The 20,201-nt window shown below is 48.6% G+C and carries 19 protein-coding genes; 8 read left to right on the top strand and 11 right to left on the bottom strand.

What is annotated here, in order from left to right; genetic code table 11:
• Positions 1-2 precede the first annotated feature (2 nt).
• Positions 3-149, bottom strand: a complete 147-nt coding sequence (locus tag L4D79_RS09170) for a hypothetical protein (protein WP_428650300.1) — start codon at positions 147-149, stop codon at positions 3-5.
• 390 nt (positions 150-539) lie between these two features.
• Between L4D79_RS09170 and L4D79_RS09165 the strand changes: the two genes are divergently transcribed.
• A complete protein-coding gene (locus tag L4D79_RS09165; RefSeq protein WP_428650297.1) occupies positions 540-1,268 on the top strand; it encodes a prephenate dehydratase domain-containing protein in 729 nt (242 codons plus the stop codon).
• A gap of 226 nt (positions 1,269-1,494) precedes the next feature.
• Here the strand turns inward: L4D79_RS09165 and L4D79_RS09160 are convergent, their stop codons facing one another.
• Positions 1,495-2,517 (bottom strand): LacI family DNA-binding transcriptional regulator, encoded by a 1,023-nt coding sequence (locus L4D79_RS09160; RefSeq protein ID WP_428650295.1) that lies wholly within the window; start codon positions 2,515-2,517, stop codon positions 1,495-1,497.
• Positions 2,518-2,711: 194 nt separating this feature from the next.
• Here L4D79_RS09160 and L4D79_RS09155 point away from each other — a divergent pair, with 194 nt between their 5' ends.
• Positions 2,712-4,481 (top strand): class I mannose-6-phosphate isomerase, encoded by a 1,770-nt coding sequence (locus L4D79_RS09155; RefSeq protein ID WP_428650292.1) that lies wholly within the window; start codon positions 2,712-2,714, stop codon positions 4,479-4,481.
• Positions 4,482-4,557: 76 nt separating this feature from the next.
• Positions 4,558-6,474, top strand: a complete 1,917-nt coding sequence (locus tag L4D79_RS09150) for a PTS fructose transporter subunit IIABC (protein WP_428650289.1) — start codon at positions 4,558-4,560, stop codon at positions 6,472-6,474.
• A 110-nt stretch (positions 6,475-6,584) separates the two neighbouring features.
• On the opposite strand, the gene pdxR is transcribed toward L4D79_RS09150, so the two are convergent.
• Complete coding sequence (gene pdxR, locus L4D79_RS09145) at positions 6,585-8,027, bottom strand: MocR-like pyridoxine biosynthesis transcription factor PdxR (protein WP_428650287.1); 1,443 nt, start codon at positions 8,025-8,027, stop codon at positions 6,585-6,587.
• A gap of 94 nt (positions 8,028-8,121) precedes the next feature.
• On the opposite strand from pdxR, the gene L4D79_RS09140 reads away from it, so the two are divergent.
• Positions 8,122-8,790 (top strand): pyridoxamine 5'-phosphate oxidase family protein, encoded by a 669-nt coding sequence (locus tag L4D79_RS09140; RefSeq protein WP_428650285.1) that lies wholly within the window; start codon positions 8,122-8,124, stop codon positions 8,788-8,790.
• Between the two features lie 77 nt (positions 8,791-8,867).
• Here L4D79_RS09140 and L4D79_RS09135 read toward each other — a convergent pair whose 3' ends face one another.
• The 4 genes from L4D79_RS09135 to L4D79_RS09120 form a co-directional block, all read right to left on the bottom strand.
• Positions 8,868-9,635, bottom strand: a complete 768-nt coding sequence (locus L4D79_RS09135) for a hydratase (RefSeq protein ID WP_428650282.1) — start codon at positions 9,633-9,635, stop codon at positions 8,868-8,870.
• A gap of 82 nt (positions 9,636-9,717) precedes the next feature.
• On the bottom strand, positions 9,718-10,608 hold the full coding sequence (locus L4D79_RS09130; RefSeq protein ID WP_428650279.1) for a LysR family transcriptional regulator: 891 nt from the start codon (positions 10,606-10,608) through the stop codon (positions 9,718-9,720).
• Between the two features lie 177 nt (positions 10,609-10,785).
• A complete protein-coding gene (locus L4D79_RS09125; RefSeq protein ID WP_428650277.1) occupies positions 10,786-12,090 on the bottom strand; it encodes a serine hydrolase domain-containing protein in 1,305 nt (434 codons plus the stop codon).
• Positions 12,091-12,387: 297 nt separating this feature from the next.
• Positions 12,388-12,921 (bottom strand): dihydrofolate reductase family protein, encoded by a 534-nt coding sequence (locus L4D79_RS09120; RefSeq protein ID WP_428650274.1) that lies wholly within the window; start codon positions 12,919-12,921, stop codon positions 12,388-12,390.
• A gap of 110 nt (positions 12,922-13,031) precedes the next feature.
• Here L4D79_RS09120 and L4D79_RS09115 point away from each other — a divergent pair, with 110 nt between their 5' ends.
• Positions 13,032-13,595 carry a TetR/AcrR family transcriptional regulator gene (locus tag L4D79_RS09115; protein WP_428650271.1) on the top strand — a complete coding sequence of 188 codons (564 nt, stop codon included), beginning with the start codon at positions 13,032-13,034 and terminating at the stop codon, positions 13,593-13,595.
• 246 nt (positions 13,596-13,841) lie between these two features.
• A complete protein-coding gene (locus L4D79_RS09110) occupies positions 13,842-14,147 on the top strand; it encodes a hypothetical protein (RefSeq protein WP_428650268.1) in 306 nt (101 codons plus the stop codon).
• Between the two features lie 45 nt (positions 14,148-14,192).
• Here the strand turns inward: L4D79_RS09110 and L4D79_RS09105 are convergent, their stop codons facing one another.
• Positions 14,193-15,080: a LysR family transcriptional regulator gene (locus L4D79_RS09105; protein WP_428650265.1), complete on the bottom strand. Its 888-nt coding sequence runs from the start codon at positions 15,078-15,080 to the stop codon at positions 14,193-14,195.
• A 193-nt stretch (positions 15,081-15,273) separates the two neighbouring features.
• Here L4D79_RS09105 and L4D79_RS09100 point away from each other — a divergent pair, with 193 nt between their 5' ends.
• Positions 15,274-15,669, top strand: a complete 396-nt coding sequence (locus L4D79_RS09100) for a DoxX family protein (protein WP_428650262.1) — start codon at positions 15,274-15,276, stop codon at positions 15,667-15,669.
• Between the two features lie 80 nt (positions 15,670-15,749).
• Here L4D79_RS09100 and L4D79_RS09095 read toward each other — a convergent pair whose 3' ends face one another.
• Both L4D79_RS09095 and L4D79_RS09090 read right to left on the bottom strand, forming a co-directional pair.
• Complete coding sequence (locus tag L4D79_RS09095) at positions 15,750-16,850, bottom strand: ElyC/SanA/YdcF family protein (RefSeq protein ID WP_428650260.1); 1,101 nt, start codon at positions 16,848-16,850, stop codon at positions 15,750-15,752.
• 150 nt (positions 16,851-17,000) lie between these two features.
• Positions 17,001-17,486: a hypothetical protein gene (locus L4D79_RS09090; protein WP_428650257.1), complete on the bottom strand. Its 486-nt coding sequence runs from the start codon at positions 17,484-17,486 to the stop codon at positions 17,001-17,003.
• 481 nt (positions 17,487-17,967) lie between these two features.
• On the opposite strand from L4D79_RS09090, the gene L4D79_RS09085 reads away from it, so the two are divergent.
• Entirely contained in the window at positions 17,968-19,482 is a 1,515-nt protein-coding gene (locus L4D79_RS09085; RefSeq protein WP_428650254.1) for a cytochrome-c peroxidase, read from the top strand.
• A gap of 108 nt (positions 19,483-19,590) precedes the next feature.
• Here the strand turns inward: L4D79_RS09085 and def are convergent, their stop codons facing one another.
• Positions 19,591-20,109: a peptide deformylase gene (def, locus tag L4D79_RS09080; RefSeq protein WP_428650251.1), complete on the bottom strand. Its 519-nt coding sequence runs from the start codon at positions 20,107-20,109 to the stop codon at positions 19,591-19,593.
• Between the last annotated feature and the right edge of the window lie 92 nt (positions 20,110-20,201).

The following is a 20,201-nucleotide window of genomic DNA, read 5'->3' as shown; positions in this document are numbered from 1 at the left end:
ATTCACTCCTTGGGGCCATGCTTGCGGTTAGGCGAGGTTAAGTTGCCTCCTCCTGTCCACTCGAGGTAACCAAAGATCATCGCGACAATGGTGCAAAGCGCCACTATTGCAATGATAAAGGCATCAACGGACCAGTAACCCGTAAGCATTTTCATTCCCCTAAATTTAATGTGGAAGAGCTCGATATATCGCCGGCAGATATATTCTGATTACTCAATATATTGGCGGCTGCAAAGGAATAAACTAGTTAAAAGCTGCTGCAAAATTGCTGATTGCTGCCTTGGGTAGCTGGATGTGATTTTGGTTGGAAACAGAGAAGGGGGAAGCTAATTTCAATAGGATTTTTGGTGTGCTAAACCACCGTGCAGCCAGGGCAACGTCCGCTATGTTACCGAAGGCGCATACCTGCACCTTTAGTTCTAGTCTTCATGCCAATACCCACTGCTCAGACCGTAATTAGTGATAGGGTTAATAAAAATAAGAGAAAGAAATTGTCATACTAAAAGGTCAACTATTAACAAACTGTAAAGGAATTACGGATGTTCAGATCTTTGGGTATGGCTATAACGGCTGCCACGCTTTTCGTTTCAAATACGACAATCGCCAGTGAGCAAATCTTTGCTCAAGCATCGAAAGGGAGTTTCAACGATGCTGCAATCGTTAAGCTTTTTGAAAAGCAGCCGGATTTAACGGCAGAGGTTGTATTTGCAGGCACGCCAGCCAATACATTTAAGCAAGCGGTAGACAGTGGTGCACTTGCGTTTAGTGCGGTCGAAAATAGCACGATTGATGGCCGTTTAGTTCAGGCATCTGTTGAGGCATTTCAGCAATATCGATTAGTCGAAGCAAAGGCGTTTATAACGACCCCTATCGAAATGTGTGTATTGATGAATCAGCAAGATATCGCGAATGATACCGGCATCATTACGATAGCCTCGCACCCAGCGGCCTTGAAACAAATCAATGCATGGAAAAAGGGCTTCAACCCGCAAGAAGTTGAAATCCCTGAAGGGACAGCTGCGGCGGCAAAGCTTGTTTCTAGCCAAGCGCTACCGGAAGGTACTGCTGCGATAGGCGCATGTGTATTAGATCGTGTCTATACCAACCTCGAAGTTGTTGAAAAAGGTGTTCAGGATAATAAAAACAATAAAACCTCATTTTTGCTGATGGAGCTTGAGCTGCGCGAAGCCGATATAAGCGAAGAAGAGGCGCGCACAGAGTTAATGGAAGCCATTAAACGGGGAAAAAAGTTGGTACAAGTTCAGTAGTTGATGGAATTGCCATAGCGCTCTGCTGTGGAGTAAGAGTTAAGACCCAAAATGAGGCCAGTAGCAATAGCTACTGGCCTATTGAGTTTGAATTAACTGATTATTGGTTTAATTGATCACCCAGTTTACCAGCCTGCTCAATGGTGCTGGCAAGCAAAATAGTGGAACAATGATCAAGGCCAATAAAGGATCTTTCCTTGATCATTGTTCCGTGAAATTGTCTTTGTCAGCGATTTGCGCTATCAATATCCGTCGTGCCGCAGGATTGGCGGATCACCAGCTTGGGCGGAATAATGATCCGCTTTTGGGGCTCGGTATTGCCGCGGATACGGTCGAGCAGGGCTTCGCCAGCGCGGCGGCCTATTTCTCTTGCCGAGACTGAAATCGTTGTTAGGGCCGGATACGTGTCGGCGGCTTCTGGGACATCATCAAAACCGGTTATGGCAATATCCTTGCCCGGCTCGAGTTGGTGCTGGCGCAAGGTGCGGATCGCCCCGAAGGCAACAATATCTTGGTAACACACAACTGCAGTGACTTCTGGATGGTGTTTTAGTAGGGTTTCCATCGCGGCGGCGCCGCCGTTACGGGTCGCAGGGCAGGTCGCCATCCAGCCTAGCTGAGGTGAGATGTTGTACTCGATCAATTTACTCATGTAACCGCCCATCCGGCTGGCGCGGTTTTTCGAGATTTTTTCACCGCCGATAAAGGCGATATGGCGATGACCTAAATCCAGCAAGTGCTGGGTAACTAATTGGCCACCATAAAAGTTATCGGTACCAACATAGTCGTAGTCCGTTCCTTCAATATCCCTCACCGCCAAGATCACCGGTAATTGACGCCGCTTAAGGGTCGCCAGAAATTGTTGATCCGTCCCTTTGGCTGGGCAGAGAACAAGTCCCCCTGCTTTTTGGCTCAGCAAGGATTCGATAAACTTTTTCTGTCTCTCGACGGCATCTTCGCTGTTGGCCAAGAATAGCATCAGATCGTTATCTTCCATTTCTTGGCTCAGCCCAGCGGTCATTTCGCTGTAAAACGGGTTGGTAATATCATTGAGCAGCAGGCCGATTTGGTTACTGTGTTGGTTTCGTAAATTGGCCGCGGTTTGGTTATAGACGTAGCCTAGCTCATCAACGGCTTGGAGTACCCGCTGGCGGGTCCTGTCTGAAATTCTGCCTTTATCTCTCAATACCATAGACACGGTGGCGGTTGATACCCCGCAGTGCTTGGCAACATCGACAATAGTAGCCATGACTCGTTCAAACTCTGGTTAATCGTTTAATCTGATAATAATGGTTAAAAAGCCGGATTTTTGTGATTGCTATCACGCCAATTTATCAAGGTTAATCGTTTAAACTATAACTGAGTGGTTAAACATATTAACCAAATTGATGGTTGGTGGTTAATCGATATATCTTCACCTCAACGAAATGATGAGGTGCAATCATGAGCTATTTGAATAACCAAAAAGCTAACTACGACAAATTTCCCCATGTTGATGTGACGGGATTTGCCGGCCAGAGCTGGCAGGGCTGGGATAACCTATTCGATGCCGTCGACAGCAAAATCCATGCTTTGGGTAAAGATAAAACCGTACTGGTCGTTGACTGCTACCCGGGTGTGGATCTGAAGGATTTGGAGCAGGCCTTGATTGCGGCTTTCCCTCAGGCACTGCTGCAGTGCTCAGAGCAGGCGAAATATCCGGAACAGAAGATCTTCGCCATGATCGAGCGGCATGTGACTGATGACCGGGTATTTGGTGTGATTGCACCGCATAAGCTGGTCGAGTTTTTCGATGACGAGCAACTGTCTGCCTTGAAGCGCAATGTGGATGAAAGCCAGTCGAAGCTGGTGGTGGTCTATGGGCCGGGGGCATCCTTGATCCACGATGGCGATGTCCATGTCTATGCGGATTTGGCTCGCTGGGAAATTCAACAGCGCTATCGCCGTGGTGAGGTGGGTAACTGGGGCGTGGATAATACCGACGAAGACGTCCTGCGCCGTTATAAGCGTGCTTTCTTCATTGAATGGCGGGTATTCGATCGCTATAAAACCCCGTTGCTCAAGCGTACTGATTTCTTGCTTGATACCAATGTTGCCGGTACCCCTAAATTAATCAGCGGGGATGCATTCCGCGCTGGCCTTGAGCAGGCGGCAAGCCAGCCTTTCCGTTTAGTGCCGTTTTTTGACCCAGGTGTTTGGGGTGGCCAGTGGATGAAGGAGGTCTGCGATCTCGACCCGGACAAGCCGAACTACGCGTGGTGTTTTGACTGTGTACCTGAAGAGAACAGCCTATACCTGATGGTCGATGGCGTTAGAATCGAAATTCCCTCGCAGGATTTGGTTATGCTCCAGCCTCGCGCGCTACTGGGCGAAGAAGTGCATGCCCGCTTTGGTGCCGAATTCCCAATCCGCTTTGACTTCCTTGACACCATGCAGGGGCAAAACCTCAGCTTGCAGGTTCACCCGCTGACCGAGTACATCCAGCAGGAATTTGGCATGCATTATACCCAGGACGAGAGCTACTACATGCTCGATGCGGGTGATGATGCCACGGTCTATCTCGGGGTGAAAAATGGCGTAGACCCAGATGTCATGATGGCCGACCTACAGGCTGCGCAACGCGGTGAGAAATCGTTTGATGATGATCGGTTTATTAATAAATTCCCTGCCAAAAAGCATGATCACTTTCTGATCCCAGCAGGCACAATTCACTGCTCGGGGACGAATGCTATGGTACTGGAAATTAGCGCTACACCTTATATCTTTACTTTTAAGTTGTGGGATTGGGATCGCTTGGGAATGGATGGTCAACCGCGCCCGGTTCACTTAGATCACGGTAAAGAAGTGATTCAGTGGGATCGCGATACCGATTGGACCGAGGAGAATTTGGTTAACCGCGTCGATTTCATTGCCGAGGGTGACGGCTGGCGTGAGGAGCGTACCGGATTGCATGAGCGTGAGTTTATCGAGACCCGCCGTCATTGGTTTACCCATGCGGTGACGCATAAGACCGGCGGTAACGTGAATGTGCTGAACCTTATTGAAGGGCGCGAGGCCATTGTTGAGAGCCCGACGGGGGCCTTTGCACCGTACGTGGTGCATTACGCAGAAACGTTCGTTATCCCAGCCTCGGTGGATGAGTATGTCATCCGTCCTTATGGCGAAAGCGAAGGCCAGGAAATTGCCACCATCAAGGCTTACGTACGCAACTAAACCTGAACCTACCTGTTCCTACAGCTAAGCGGCTTTGCTGGCAAAGCCGCTCATTACAACAAAAAGAGAGTTTGCCATGATCACATCTCTTATAAATGAAAATTTGATGTGCCTTGATTTGAAGGTCACCACCAAAAACGACGTGTTTGATACCCTTTCCGAGCTCTTGTTGCGCGAGGGAAAAATTAATGACAAAGCCCAATTTGTTGCGGACTTGCAGGCCCGTGAAGACCAAGGCAGTACGGGCTTTGAAGATGGCATTGCGATCCCCCATGCCAAGAGTAAAGCCGTGGTTGAGCCTGCGGTAGTCATTGGTATTTGCCAACAGGGAATAGATTACGGCTCGGAAGATGGCTTGCCGTCAAAGCTGTTTTTCATGATTGCCTCCCCTGACGGTGGCGCCGATCACCATATCGAGGTATTGGCTGAGCTATCAAGCAAGTTAATTGAAGATGGCTTTGTTGATGCTCTGCTTGCGGCGAACACACCAGCAGAAGCGCTGGCATTGTTGCTCGAAGAAAAAAAACCGGTCGAGCCTGAGCTGGTGGCAAAGAATGGACCTAAGGGGTTTGTGATTGGTGTAACCGGGTGCCCGGCCGGAGTGGCGCACACCTACCTAGCAGCCGAGTCCTTGGAAAAAGCGGCGGCAGAGCTGGGTTATGAGATCAAGGTAGAAACCAATGGTTCTATAGGCATCAAGAACAGCCCGAGCGCGGAGGAAATTGCCCGTGCCGATGCCATCATCGTTGCCTGTGACAAGCAGGTCGACATGAACCGTTTTGCCGGCAAGAAATTGGTTAAAACCGGCGTAAAAGAGCCGATCAAACGCGGCAAACAATTGATTGAAAATGCGCTTCAGGCGCCGGCTTACCAAGCTCAGGGTAGCGTTGAAACTGGTGAGCCAGCCCAGAAAACCAAGGCGACGTCGGCACTGTACACCTATTTGATGAACGGTGTGTCGTACATGATCCCGTTTGTGGTAACCGGTGGTTTGTTGATTGCGTTGGCGCTGGCTATTGGCGGCGTGCCAACCGAGCAAGGGATGCAGATCCCTGAGGGCAGTTTCTGGCAGCCGGTACTGGATGTCGGCGTGGTGGCGTTTACCTTGATGATCCCGATTTTGGCCGGTTACATTGCTTACGCAGTAGGCGACCGTCCGGCATTGGCCCCGGGGCTTATCGGTGGCTGGATTGCCAACAACGGCTCGTTCTATGGTTCGGAAGTCGGTACTGGATTTATCGGCGCGATCATTGCCGGCTTGCTGGTGGGCTACTTTATCCGCTGGGTGACGAGCATCAACTACCCGAAAGTCATGCAGCCTCTGGTACCCATTATTATCGCGCCATTGTCTGGCACCTTCTTCATTGCGGTTATTTTCATTACGCTTATCGGTGCGCCGGTAGCAGGCATGATTGACTCGATGAACGCCATGCTGGTGAACATGAGCGGCGGTAACATCATTATTTTGGGTATGATCCTCGGTGCGATGTCTGGCTTTGATATGGGCGGTCCGGTTAACAAAGTGGCCTTCCTGTTCGGCGTTGGCATGATTGCCAGCGGCCAGACCCAATTTATGGGCGCCTTGGCCTGTGCATTCCCGGTACCGCCGCTGGCGATGTGGATGTCGACAGTGATTGGCCGCAAGATGGGGCTATTTGATCCGACTGAAATCGAAGCCGGTAAAGCGGCTGGGGCAATGGGCTTTGTCGGTATCGGTGAAGGCGCTATCCCATTTGCAGTGCGTGATCCGCTGACGGTGATCCCAGCTAACGTTATCGGCAGTATGGTGGCGTGTGTGATGGCTTTCTTGTTCGGTATTACCAACACTGTTGCCCACGGAGGCCCGATTGTTGCCTTGCTTGGTGCAATGAACAAGCCAGTGATCGCCGTGATGTGTATGCTGGTTGGTGCAATCGTTACTTGCCTAATCACTATCTCGTTGAAGAAGTACCGTTTGGTAAAGTCTGAAGCTGCTGAGCTGCAGGTAAGTTAATACTTACCCCCTCGGCAAGTTATGAAATAAGTGAATATGCGGGAGCCTGGCTCCCGCTTTTTTGTCTTTGTCTATTTTAACATCAGCGGCGACGGCCAAGGCCTGTCACTTTATTGATAGAACATCCGGGAGAGTAATTTTATCTTGGTATTAATCTCATCCAATGCAATATTGCCAAAGCCCAGTACAACGCTATGCCAACCTCTTTGGCCAGACTTAGCTTGCTCATAATAATTTAGTGCGCGGATAGTGATGCCGGCGTCGTTTGCTCGCGCTACCCATGTATTTTCATCGATGCCGGTGTGCCATTTCAACGTGACATGGAGCCCTGCAGCTTGGCTGATCACTTCAATATCTCCGTTAAAGTGCTGCTCAACCGACTCGCAAACCATCTGGTGCTTGGCTTTGTACAAGCGGCGCATTTTGCGGATATGGCGAAGTAAATCCCCCTCGGAAATGAAATCGGCTAATGCGGCTTGGGTATGAGTTGGTGAGTCACCGGTTACCGCATCTTTGATCATCAAACAGGTGGGTACTAAGGATTCGGGAACCACTAAATAGCCCAGCCTCAAGCCGTTAAACATGACTTTGCTAAACGAGCCGACGTAAATAACGTGATTATCCCAGCCCATTTGTCCTGCCAAACCTTGCATGCTGGTATAAGGCCGGTGGGCAAACTGGAATTCGCTATCGTAATCGTCCTCGATGATCCAACGTTTGCCTTTTACTGCCCAATCGATGAGCTGAAGCCGATCTTCTGTATTGAGTGTTGTCCCCATCGGGTATTGGTTGCTCGGTGTGACATACAGGGCTTTGGCATCGCTAGCCACAACCTGCTGTATATCGAGTCCGGAGTGTTCTTTTACTTCAACAGCTTGGTGGCCATAGCCCATCAGTGAGATGATCTTTCGGGCTTGGATATAGCCGGGATGCTCCATCAAGACCGTATCTTGTTTCTTCATCGTCGCCATTAAGGCAATGGATAGGGCTTGCTGGGCGCCTGCGGTAATGATGATCCTGCCTGGATTGCACAGAACCGAGCGGCTGGTGGCAAGGTAGTTGGAGAGTGCTGAGCGTAGTGCTTCACTGCCTTGAATCGACTGGTTACCGAGCAGAGATGGGCGGGAGGCATGCCGTTGCAGTAGTTTTTGCCATTTGGTGTAAGGAAATTTCGCCAAATCCGGGATCCCCGGTGCAAAGGGGCGATTGATATCGCCTGCTGCCATAGGCAATGGCGTTGCCGAGTCCTTCGTGCTTTTATTTGCTAAGAGATAGTGTTCTGGTAATTCGACAGACACAAAATACCCAGAGCCTTGCCTGCTTTCGATATAGCCTTCGGCTAAAAGGTGTTCATATGCGCCGATGATGGTGTTTCTGCTTAAAGATAGCGCCTTGGCAAGTTCACGGGTTGAAGGCAGTTTCCCTCCTTTGGGCCAAAGACCTGAAACGACTTTCCCCCGGACGGCGTGAAATAACTTCTCTTGCTTGGCACCCTTGCCGGTGCTTAGCGTCAAATCGCCAATATCGATTAATGGAGTGTCGGGTAATGGCATAACTGGATCTACTATTTTGTCAAAACTGGCACTAAAGATGTTACCAGTTTGGCTCTATATTGCCAATTAAAGGATTATGACAAAGAGGTGAATTATGCTTTCAAACACCAAGAGAACAAACATTAAGAAGAGCGCTAAGAAGGCGGTATTTGATCAATCAAAGCTCTATCAGATCATCGATGAAAGCTTGGTTGCACATATCGCGATTGTAGAAGAAAGCGGTCCGATAGTGATCCCGATGCTGGCATGGCGGGTTGATGATTACATTTATATCCATGGCGCCAACAACAGCCGCTTGATGCGTAACTTAAAGCAAGGTAGCCAGACGTGTTTGACCTTCACCTTGTTCGATGGCTGGGTATTGGCGCGGTCGGCATTTCATCACAGTGCGCACTACCGCTCTGCGGTGGTATTTGGTGCATTCGAACGGGTTGAGGGTAGGCAAGAAAAGGACTCTCTTCTGAATCACTTCATCGAGCAGATTGCGCCGGGCAGAACGCAAGAGGTGCGCTTGAGTAGTGACAAAGAGCTAGCGGCTACCATGGTGCTGCGGATCCCTTTGACCGAAGCATCGGTCAAAATCAGCAATGGTGAAGTCAATGACGATGAAGCCGATCTTGATATACCGGTTTGGGCGGGCTTCGTACCTTATAGAACCCAGATAGGCCCATTGGTGCCGGATCCTGCTTTAGCGGATTGTATCGCTTCACCAGATTACAGCAGTGCTTATCTTGAACGCTGGATTAAGGGGGGGAATGAGTGAACGGCTGGGAAATTGATTTCAGCAGGAGACAGGCCCCCTGCTGGATAGTATGCGGATAAAATGGCTTACCTAAGCCATTATTTTTTCTCAATGAAGGTTACTTGGTATTCACCAATGCCGTCATAGCTGATGGTGGTCGGCTTCTCGAATTCCACCTCGACGATACCGCAGTACGAACCGGTAATAATCGCTTCGCCCGCAGAGAAGTGCATGCCGCGGCGGGTCATGGTGTTGATTAGCCAGTACACAGGATTTTGAGGCAGTGAGTTAGGGTGTACGCCAGCGAAAGTTTGTACTTGCTCACCTTGTGTGACAGTGATGTCGATGTTAGCCGCAGAAAATGCTTTCTCACGCTCAATTTCCGAGCCAATGAACATCCCTTGATTGACCAGGCAATCCGCCAGTTTTTCAAAGAATTCCGCTCCGCTGTCATCGGCGAAGCGAGCCTGCATCAACTCCAGTGCCATGTGGCATGGACCAATGGCTTCGTTGATTTGTGCTTCGCTGTAACCTTCAGGATTCGCTGGCAGATCCGAATTCAGGATAAAGGCAATTTCCGGTTCGATACGTACAGCGTTGTTATCAGCAAATAGCTCACAGTGATTACCTTTCTGAATGGTATCGGCAAAAATCGGCGCCACAACAAACTTGTCGTCTGAGAGTGGTAGTAAGCACTTCCAACCGCCAACCTTGTCGCTGTGTTGGTCAATCATTGAGGACTGGATCTGCAGGGCATCATCCACATTGGTCGGTCGCTGCTGCTCAGCAAGACGAGCGGCTTTGGTGCCAGCGACACGGCGGTTTAGCAGTTCGGTGGCTGCCTGTTCAAAATTCATATTGGTCATATTGTATTACCTTTGGGTTTTATCCATAGATAATATCGGGATTTACCGAGGCTGAATAGTGAAACTCTGCGGAAGTCGGCGATTAATTCATATACTGCTTGGCATAGTCGGTGAACCAGTCAATGAACTGGCTTATTGTTGGATCACTTTCTAGCTGGGTGGGGTAATAAAGGGTAAGGCCATGGCGGTGGGCATTGACGACATCGGTCAGTGTTAGTTCGATCAAATCGCCGCTTTCGACATATTCTTCGGCAAAGATCCGTGACAATACCGCCCATCCCTGATGTTTCAGTAGCGCAATCAACACATCATTATTGCTGATGATGTGCTGGTGAGGCGAGATCTTCATCATGTCTATACCTGCCCGCAAGTGGTTCTCGCTGATATATTGCTTGTTGAGCTGGAGATCTCTGATTGTGACTTCAGGCTGCGTTGCCAGTGGGTGGTTTTTGCTCGCATAAATGGAAAGCGGCAGCATGCCTAGACTACGGTATCCGATTTGCTTTTCAGGGAGAATCTTGCCGCGGTTGGGCATGATGGCCAGGTGGGCATCTCCCGAGACCAGATCATTGAGTGTTTCATCGCGGTTGCGGTGGAGCCAATTGAGCTGGAGCTGGGGAAAATACTCGGCGGCTTGTTGCTCTATTTGGATCACCATACTCGCTGGTAACAGCACGTCGTGGTAGATGTTGAGCGTTGTCAGGGCATGATCAAAGGCGGAAAGCGCCGTCAGAGTAAACTCCTGGGCTTGGCGGGCGAGGATCTCTGCTCTCGGGTACAGGCGGTGGGCTAAGTCTGTGGGTCTTGCACTGCGTCCCACAATGGTAAAAAGCGGCAGTCCCAAGTTATCTTCGAGGCTTATGACATGCTCCCTGACGGTGGTGCGGTCTTTTTCCAGCACCCGGGCGGCAGCGCTGTACGAACCTTGCTGGTAAACAGCGATAAACGCAGAGATTTGTTCGAGGGTAAACATAGGGGATCCAACGGCGATGCCAAGTATTGAAACTAATTCTAGAAGCGATTTTTTGCAAGAATGCAGGTGAGAGAGTGGGAGTTAGATAGTGCTTTACGGTCTATATGGCAATGAAAAGGCCGCCGGCCACGGTCGGAGCTTGGCCGGCGGTAAAATGAAAGCAGAATGTATGGGTGGCTAGAGCTGTTCGGCTAGCTGATGGGTGATATCCAGTTTTAACTTGTAGGCGTCCCTCGCCGCATTGGAGGCACTCGGTGCACTGGAGAACGTTGCGATCACCACGTTCTTGTCCTGGTTGACGTACAAGGTTTGGCCGAACACCCCGCGAGCCGTGGCAATGCCTTTCTCCTCGTCATGGATCCACCAGAAGTTCTTGTAGCCAGTTAGCTTATCGTCATAAGTGACGTGTTCGGTATCTTTGTACTGGCTGTTGCTGACATGCTGACGCTCTGTCTCGCTGAGGGTAAAGGTCTCTTTGACCCACTTCTCGGGGAATAGCTGCTCGCCGTTGTATTGGCCGTTGTTGGCCATGGCAAGGCCGAAACGGGCAAAGTCACGCAGCGTGGTATTGAAGCCACCTGTCGCCACCGGCGTGTAGGCAATATCGGTGATGAAGAAGGCATCGTGCTCGGTACCTAGCTTGCCCCAGATGTTATCTGCCACGAATGCTTGCAGCGGTTGGCCACTTTGACGTTCGATGATCCAGCCGATGACATCGACATTGGGCGAATGGTATTCGAATTTATGGCGTGGCGATAAGTCCGCATTTTGCTGGATATTCGGCAAGAAGCCTTGGATCCCTCTCGGGGTATCGTCCTTGGCCGGATTGAGGGCCATGAGATCATAAGCGGGGATAAAACCCAGACGGCGGAAATATTCGGTGCTGGTCGCGCCGGGCTCCATGTTGACGTAATCTTCGCTGTAATCCAGCGCGGTGATCATATTGAGTACATCTCGTACCGTACGCTCGGCAAAGGCGCTGCCTTTCAATTCGGGGATGTAAGCAGTTACTTTCTTCTCAGTATCGAGCTTGCCTTGTTCGGCCAAGATCCCCGCGGCCATTCCAATCAAAGATTTTGTACTGGATGCCCATAGGTGATGATCACGAGGGCCGAAGTCCCCGAAATAACGCTCGTAAACAATTTGGCCGTCTTTGATCACCAAATACCCGTCGGTATTATCGGCGACGAGTGCATCCAGCAAGGTGTATTTCTCCCCTTGGTATTCAAACGTCGCTTGCTCCAGAGAGTCATTCATTTTGTAAGGGATAGATATTGTTTCACCATCGCGTGGCACCATAACCGATGGGTGGATACCCACATTGCGAAATGCCCATTGGTTGAATGTTGGTTGCGTCCAGTTACTGGCGGTGACTTGGGTTTTACCTGAGGCAGGAAATCCTTCCATTACGGCTGCATGGACTGGGCCGAGCCCAGCAATCAGGCTGGCTGTCATTAGGCTGGTCAGTAGGCGTTTTTTCATAGGGATCACCTTTATTTTCACTCTGTGGGTACTGATTCGTTGAACAGCTTTGGTAGTTGCTCATGTTCTGAGTGTGATATTACTGACCGTCACCCATATGTAATGTCAGTTATGATGGTGTAACCCCATCAAGTATTGGTAAGTCTTTGATTTTTGTGTTGGGTGAGAGGGGCTGCGTGATTATTTTTGTATTTAATGCTGCAGCTGGCAGTGAGCTGGCGTATTGGGAGGGAAGTGGGCGAGCCGAATGACTTCGCCCTGTTTAGCGTTATGGAAAAGCCGCCTCTATCATTACCATCACCGTTGGCGTAGGTAGTGGTTTTTCACTATGGCATTGATCAGTACTTCGCTGCTCGTCAGCTCAAACTGCAGCGGGGAAGGTAAATCACCAAATAGCGGGCTGCCTCCGCCCAGTACGACAGGGATGGTCGTGATGATCATCTCGTCGATGAGATCCTCGGCCAAGAAGTTTTGTACTGTTATCCCGCCATCGATATACAGCTCCTTGAAGCCTTTGCCGTTTAATTCAGCAATGATGTTTTTCAGCTCCCCTCTGACCAAAAATGCTTTGTCCTGAAAGCCTTCAGGGATCGCTTTAAGGCTATTGCTGATCACAAAAACCGGTTTGCTGTAAGGCCACTCACAGTCAAAGCCACATACGGTCTCAAAGGTATTTCGCCCCATCACCAAGGCATCCACCCGCTCCATGAAGCCATAGAAACCAAAATCACTACCTTCTGGGTTGGGGATACTGTGCAGCCAATCCAGGCCGCCGTTCTTATCGGCAATGTAGCCGTCGAGGCTGGTTGCAATGTAGACGATATTTGCCATGGTGATCTCCTAATACGACGTTGCTGGTGTATTTGGCTTGGAAGGCCGGAACGGTTTCAGTTATAATATTCTACATTGTAGAATAATGTGAAGTTTAAAGAGATCTGAGAATGACTGTCAAGGGAAAAAAACGGGGAAGGCCGTCAACATCAGCGACCACGTTGAGCAAAGAGCGAATCATAGAACGTGCTAACACGTTGATGGCAAACGACGGCAAGATCCCTAGCATCCGCAAGCTTGCCGCCAGCCTTGAAGTGGATCCGATGGCGATTTATTACTATTTCGCCAACAAGCAGGCATTGCTGGAGGCGGTCACGGTCTCGCTGGTTGAAAAGATTTATCACCCCGAGCCAACAGGGGCTTGGCAGCAAGAACTGGAAAAGCTGTGCGAGAGTTACCTCAACCTGCTGGCACAATATCCGGGATTGCTGGAAACCTTGCTCGGTATGACATCACATGGCCCGGCTGCGGTATTTACCGAGCGTTTTGATTTGGCTACCGCTGAGTTATCGCTGAGCGAAGCGCTTCGCAACAATGCCCTTTCAATGTTGGCTGATTATCTGCATGGCTATGCCTTAGCGATGGGGTGTCAGTCGGGCGATGAATTAACAGTGGATATGATGGCTGGGCCATTGGCGTTTTATATGCAAGCCTTGCAGCAGATGGCGAAGTAATGTGTTTAGCTCTGGATACCGTCTCTTGATCATGCTTCCGTAATGTCGATGGACAGGCCTCGATGGTGTCATGGTGTCATGGTGTCATGGTGTTTTGGTGGCCGGTGACAGTGAATTGTACTTTCCGTATTTAGTTTCATTAAGTTATTGAATAAGTTGTTCTGATTTACTCGGTATGATCGAATCGCCGATGACCTTATATTTCCCCCATAGAAGAACACAACTTAACGTTATAGGGGAATAGAAATGAAAGTGAAACTAACGACGGCTTTGCTGATAATGTCCGCAGCATTTAACGCCAACGCGGCACTGAAAATGACAGCAACGCCATCGAACCATGGTACTTGGGTTAAAGTTATGCAGGATGGCGTGCCTGTTGCTGGAGCTGAAGTGACGAGCAATCGCTCGCAGGTTGCCACTGTGGTGACGGGAGAAGATGGGCGTGCCTTTGTTTTTAATCGTACTAACCGATCACGTTCGCTGCGCTTGACTGCCGTCACTCCTTCAGGGACAGAAGTTTCCAAGCATGTATTTGTACACAGTGATAAGTAACGTTTAATGAATGTAATCCTGCTCCCTAGACAAGGGCGCAGGATGCTAATGCTGCCAAAGGTGTTGGATATGCTTAAGACACCATGTCTTGGCTTTACCCATTTCAGCCCGGTGCCAAGCCACAACAATATCCACTTCCCGGGCGATACCAAGTTCCAGTAGGGTGTTTTGTGTTAGCGCTTGTTGAACTAATGGTCGAGGTACCGTACCAATCCCAATGCCTGCTTTGATTGCTTTTATCTTGTCGCCCATGGTGCTTACCGTGTAAATCGGCTGATCGGTAAGAATATTTTTCGTTAATTTAGGGCTGGTATGCGCAGAATCTGAAACGGCGATGATCCGGTAATGTTGCCTGACGCTTTCTTGCAGCGGCTCGGGTTCTTTAACGATTGGGCTATGGGGCGAGGCGACCCAAATCATCTCCATTTTACCCAAGAAGGCGGTATTGATTTCATTGGGCAATGCGTTGGGACGAGATGACACCAAAATATCGGTTCGTCCTGCACTGAGCGCTTCCCACCCACCGCTTAGGATCTCTTCTTTAAAAATGAGTTTAGTGTGGCTTAGCTTGGCAAAATTAGTCATCAATGGCAGGAAAAGATCTGAGCCGATAATGCCGTCGTAGCTGATATTTAACTCACTCTCCCAACCTTGGGATAATTCGTGAACTTGCCTGCACAGTGTATCGGATGCGCTTAGCAGCAAACGCCCCTGATCAACCAGTAGTTTACCTGCTTGAGTAAATGATGCTCGATGGCCAGATCGGTCTAGAATAAGCACGTCCAATTCATCTTCCAGCTTTTGGATCTGGTAACTCAATGCTGATGTCGAGCGATTCAGGTGGTGAGAGGCTGCTGCAAAACTGCCTTCTCTGGCTATGACATCAAGGATTTGTAAAGTATCTAGCGATAGGGTTTGTTTGAGCTTGTTCAATTGTATTCACCACGTCCACAGTCGCCATCACCTTAATTCAACCAGTTTACTTTTCAATGCATTTATAGGGCTAAATTGTATGGAAAGGTTTCGCCTGAATTCCTGAACAAGTTGTCCTGATTCTTGCGATATGATCTTAGTTTTGAAGGGATTAACCTTGCCCAGAAATTCACTTTGTTGGTAAGGAAGTAGTATGTTGGATCGGATTTCCCCGTATGTATTGTTAGTGTCCCGGACCATGCTCGCGTTGATATTCATTAAAGCGGGCTGGGGGAAAATCGAAGGATTTTCCGGGACGCAAGCCTATATGGAAGCGATGGGTGTACCGGGAGGTATGTTGCCTTTGGTGATTTTGTTAGAGCTCGGTGGCGGGCTAGCGATTTTGTTTGGTTGTTTTACCCGCTCGCTTTCGCTCGTGATTGCAGGTTTCTCTGTGGTATCTGCATTGGTGTTTCATTTTGATCTTGCAGACAGCGGCCAGACAATACATTTAATGAAAAACGTCGCGATTGCTGGAGGGTTTGGTGCACTCCTTGTCGTTGGGCCGGGGAGGCTGAGCATTGATGGTGTATTGAAGAAGTCTTGGTAACACCGGCAAGATGTTCAATGCGGATCAAAAAGGCAGCCTGTTGGCTGCCTTTGTTCTTTGTGCGCTAAACAAGCGATGAATTAACGTTGCTCTAGTGGGTAAGAGCGGTAGCTCCACATACCGTAAGTGCGTAGTGCGTCACGGTAGATGCCAAGTAGTTCACCTTCAGAAGGTACTTTTAGCTCTTCCAATGGCTTATCGGCCGCTGAAACAGTATCGAAGGTGATATCTTTTGGCCCAGTCTGCCATGTCGCAATCTCGAACAGTGACTGGCCGCGACGGACGTGGCTCGCTGAGCTGATGATCGTTGCATGGTCGATATCATGACGGGCCAGGGCATAGCTGCTGTACAGTGCATTTTCGACGGTGCTGCGGGCATAGTTGTCTTCGATAATGCGATCGCGGGCAATGCCTTTCTCAACTAACCAATCGGCCATTAATTTGCCTTCGGTCTTGTGGTTGCGTGGTACGCCACCGGTTAAGACGATCATTGCAGTCGGCTGTGCCTTGGCCATTGCCAACGTCATTTCAAGGCGGTGGACCAAGATATCGTGCATGCTGCCGTCAGGGTTCAGGGCATAACCCAGCGTGATGATTGCCGTGTTGCCCTGGTACGTTTTATCTTGCTTCTCTTTGAGCGGGGTTGCGACGATGCGGTTTACGGTGTCAAAAATTCGCTGGATATCGTTGGCACGTCCGGCATTGAGCTCTTTCAGGGCGTTCATATGCTCAAGTGATGCTTGGCTGTTGCCTTTGAATTGCTGCCAAACCGCAAGGTAGGCATGGGCATCGACATCTTGTGGAGCAACCGACAAGACCTGTTCAAATAGCTCAATCGCTCGGTCGGCATTTTTGTTGTAGATCTGGGCATTCGCTGCGGAGATCAACAAGTCGGTACGGTAAGGTTCTAGCTGGTATGCTTCAAGTAAACGGTTGGTGACAATTTCCATATTACTTGGCATTTTTGCGGTAAATCCAGCATGGGAAATGCGGGCCGGAGATTTAAATGCAGTAACGGCATCAGCAAGCAGTTGATCGACGACCTGACGCTTGGTGATAAATTGGCTGTATTCAGCATTGGCTTGGATACTCTGCTGTGGGGCGGTATCAGCGGCCAGAATAGACGTCGAGGAAAGGCTTAATAGGCCACTAAGGGCAATCGCAATTAGATTCTTTTTCATTATTTATGTTTTATATACATCACAAGGTGGGCAGCAATATATTGCATTGCTAGTATGAAAATTGTGATCTGGCAATAATTATTCATATCCTTATGTGCATGAGATCACAAAGTGATGTCTCGCTTCCATATTTGTGTGATAAATGAAGTGCTATGCATTTCTTCTGTGAATGAATGACAGTTCTCGGGCGAGTGTTGATACTGCCTGATATATAGCGTCGCCACATCCGGCATGGTTACGTAAATCGACTTCCCTTTCCTCAAATTGGCCAATATTGCGACAATTGAAATAAATTTCATTCAAGATACCAATGTCGTATTTATTCACGATATGGACTCGCTCGCGAATAAGGCGGGGGAACTGGTTGATTGTAATATCAACAAACTTATCGTCCACTTCGAGCCAAACATGACAGAGAATATCCGGGTAGTCAGCTAGGTTATTTCGGCACCATATCACTTTCGGATGATAGCCCTGCTCCCTTAAATACATCGCCAGCATGTTGTTGGCCAAATCACAGGAGCCATACGGGAAAGCATTGAGCTCTTGCCAGCGAGGGAGATCGCAATAGCGGTAAGACTGGGTTTCTATGATGGTGACAAGTGCATTCCTAAAGGTATGGATATGGTATTGCATGGTTATTTCTCCCTTTGTTCTTTATAGCTCTTCCACAGCTAGCGTTACTATGAGTATAGGCATTCATATTAGATTGTAGCCATACCAAGATCTATGATGGTAATTATTCTCGTTGCGGTTTTAATAGTTATATATTAACTGTTAAGTGATGATAGTTATATTTCTCATACACAGAGGTATGCCAAAGCACATAATTAATCAATTCTAATAATTCATAATTGTCCCGTGAGAATATGAGACATATCTTGGTTGTGGTTTATATCAGTAACTGTTTTTATTGTTTTTTATTGTTGTTGAGAAATGTTTCTAGCAAAAAATTACTTACACTTTTTGTGGGTGAAGAAAATATTTTTGTGAAGGAGATTTCGAATCTTATTGATATCTAGGATTAAGCTTTTCATTTTAAATCTAATTAAAACTGACTTTATTAAAATAAGTCAGTCGCTTTAATTATAAAAATATAAGTAGTTGGAGCTTATTGATGAGTATTAACACGGCTAGGTTAATAAAAAATAATAAGGGAGCAGATAAAATATCTATCCCGATCCTTTTAGGCATCATGAGTGCCAGTATCTTTTCGAGTAATGTACATGCAGATGATTTAACCTATTTGGAAGAGTTGGGTAAACGACTTTTCTTTGAGGATATTTCTCTAAATCGAAACATGTCTTGTTCAACGTGTCATACGGGTACGACGGGAGGAACCAATGGTGATTCAGTCACCAATGATACGCATGTTGCTGTGATCGGTTCAGATAATGTCAGTGTCGGTAATTTAAAACCGCCGACGAACCAGTATGCGCAATTTTTGAATGAGCAATTTGAGGTTGAAGGGTTGATTAACTTTGACCCTAATTGTCCGGCGTTTGGTGGCCCTGCTCCCTGTGGTGGTGCATTCTGGAATGGCCGGGCGGAAGGTGACTTGATTGAAACGTTCCATAATATTGATCCCTTTGCCGGTGTTGACAGTGAATACGAGGGGATGTACCGCAAATATCTAGGGCCGCTTTCTGATCAGGCACATGCTAGTCCGTTTATTAACCCGGTAGAGCAAGCGTTGGCAACCAAGCAGGATGCCTGTAAGCAAGTGCGGGACGATACCATATGGGGGGGGCAACTATACCAGTATGCTTGGGGTACGGAGATTAAGTGTGGTAAGAGGCAGATAGATAAAACGTTCGCTCGTTTTGCGATTGCACTTTCAGCGTGGCAGATGTCCAAGGAAAATAACAGCTTTGATTCCAAACGTGACAATGCATTGAAAAATGACGCAAACGGCCAATTCCCGTTGGATGATTTCACCGCTCAGGAAAACCATGGGCATGATCTATTCTATGGCTTAGCTGGGCCTGGCGTTGATCGCCCGGGAGGATTTGGTGGGGCTCGCTGCTTCTTCTGTCACCGAAGTGATAATACGAATCTCGGGGAAGGTAAGACAGAGCGATACACCAATGATCAATACTTCAATATTGGTGTGCCGAGAAACCATAATATTCCTGGTGATCCGTCGCCGGATATTGGCTTAGAAGCAATTACCAGTAACCCAGGCCATCGCGGTGAGCACAAGGTGCCAACATTGCGCAATGTCGACAAGCGTCCACATGCTGGTTTTGTCAAAGCCTATACCCATAATGGCTACTTCAAGAGTTTAGAGCAACTGGTTCACTTCTATAATACGGCAACCGCAAAAGCGCAATGTGCACCGCATATCACCGAGGTGGACGATGCAATTGCTAATAACTGTTGGCCGGCGCCTGAAATTGCGGATAACTTTGCAGGGTTTGGTGTTGGGAACCTTGGGTTGACACCAACTGAAGAAGCCGCTGTTGTGTCGTACCTGAAAACATTCAGTGATGAAAGCTCAGTACAGGCTCCGGGCCGCTACCGCTTGCACATCATCAACGAAAGCCGGTTGGATCATGGCGATGATGGCAGTTCTTCAGGACCGTTTGGTGGTCTAGAGGACAGAGCGAGAGATGCATTTGGGAGTTTTTAACGCATTAAGCTAGAAGGTATATCAATAAATCCAATGACCCGGGTAGCTCTGTGTTGAGCTACCCGGCTTTTGTTTTTGATAAAGGTGGAAGCTTGAAAATACTTAGTCTTAGCTAATGCGTTTTAGGTACTCGGCTTCGGTGAAGTAATCCGCCTTCTCGGCTCTATCGAGAAAAACCAAGCCATTAAGATGATCCAACTCATGCTGGAAAATCCGGGCAATAAAGCCTTCCAGTTGGGTTTTGACTTCCTTGCCTTCCAACGTGTCGTAGCGTACTTCGATATGGGAGTGGCGGTTAACCAAGGCACGGATCCCCGGAATACTCAAACAACCTTCCCAATCTTTCTCCATGCTATCGCTGGCCCAGGTGATCTCCGGATTGAGCATCAAGGTCGGCTTCATCATCGGCGCGTCGGGATAGCGTGGATTGGGGCGAGACGCAACGATGAACGCGCGGATAGACTCACTGACCTGCGGCGCAGCGATTCCGACACCATTATGCTCAAGCATCTTTTGCTGCAATTCATTGAAAAAAGGAGCGAACTCTTGGTATTGGGCTGCCGAAAGTGGCAAGGCATGTTCGCGCAAGACAGGGTTGCCAAGCTGGGCGATGGTGAGCGTTTCCATGGTGTTAATCCTTTTCACGGTTTATCCGTAAAGCTTATAGGGCGATAGGAAAAGCGGCAATAGGCTAGGGCGGTCTTGTATATGAAATAAAA

The organism is Photobacterium satsumensis, from assembly GCF_050336935.1.
GTDB classification, from domain to species: Bacteria; Pseudomonadota; Gammaproteobacteria; order Enterobacterales; family Vibrionaceae; genus Photobacterium; species Photobacterium satsumensis.
Note: the sequence above shows the minus strand (reverse complement) of the source record. Positions and strands in the feature narration are given on the sequence as shown.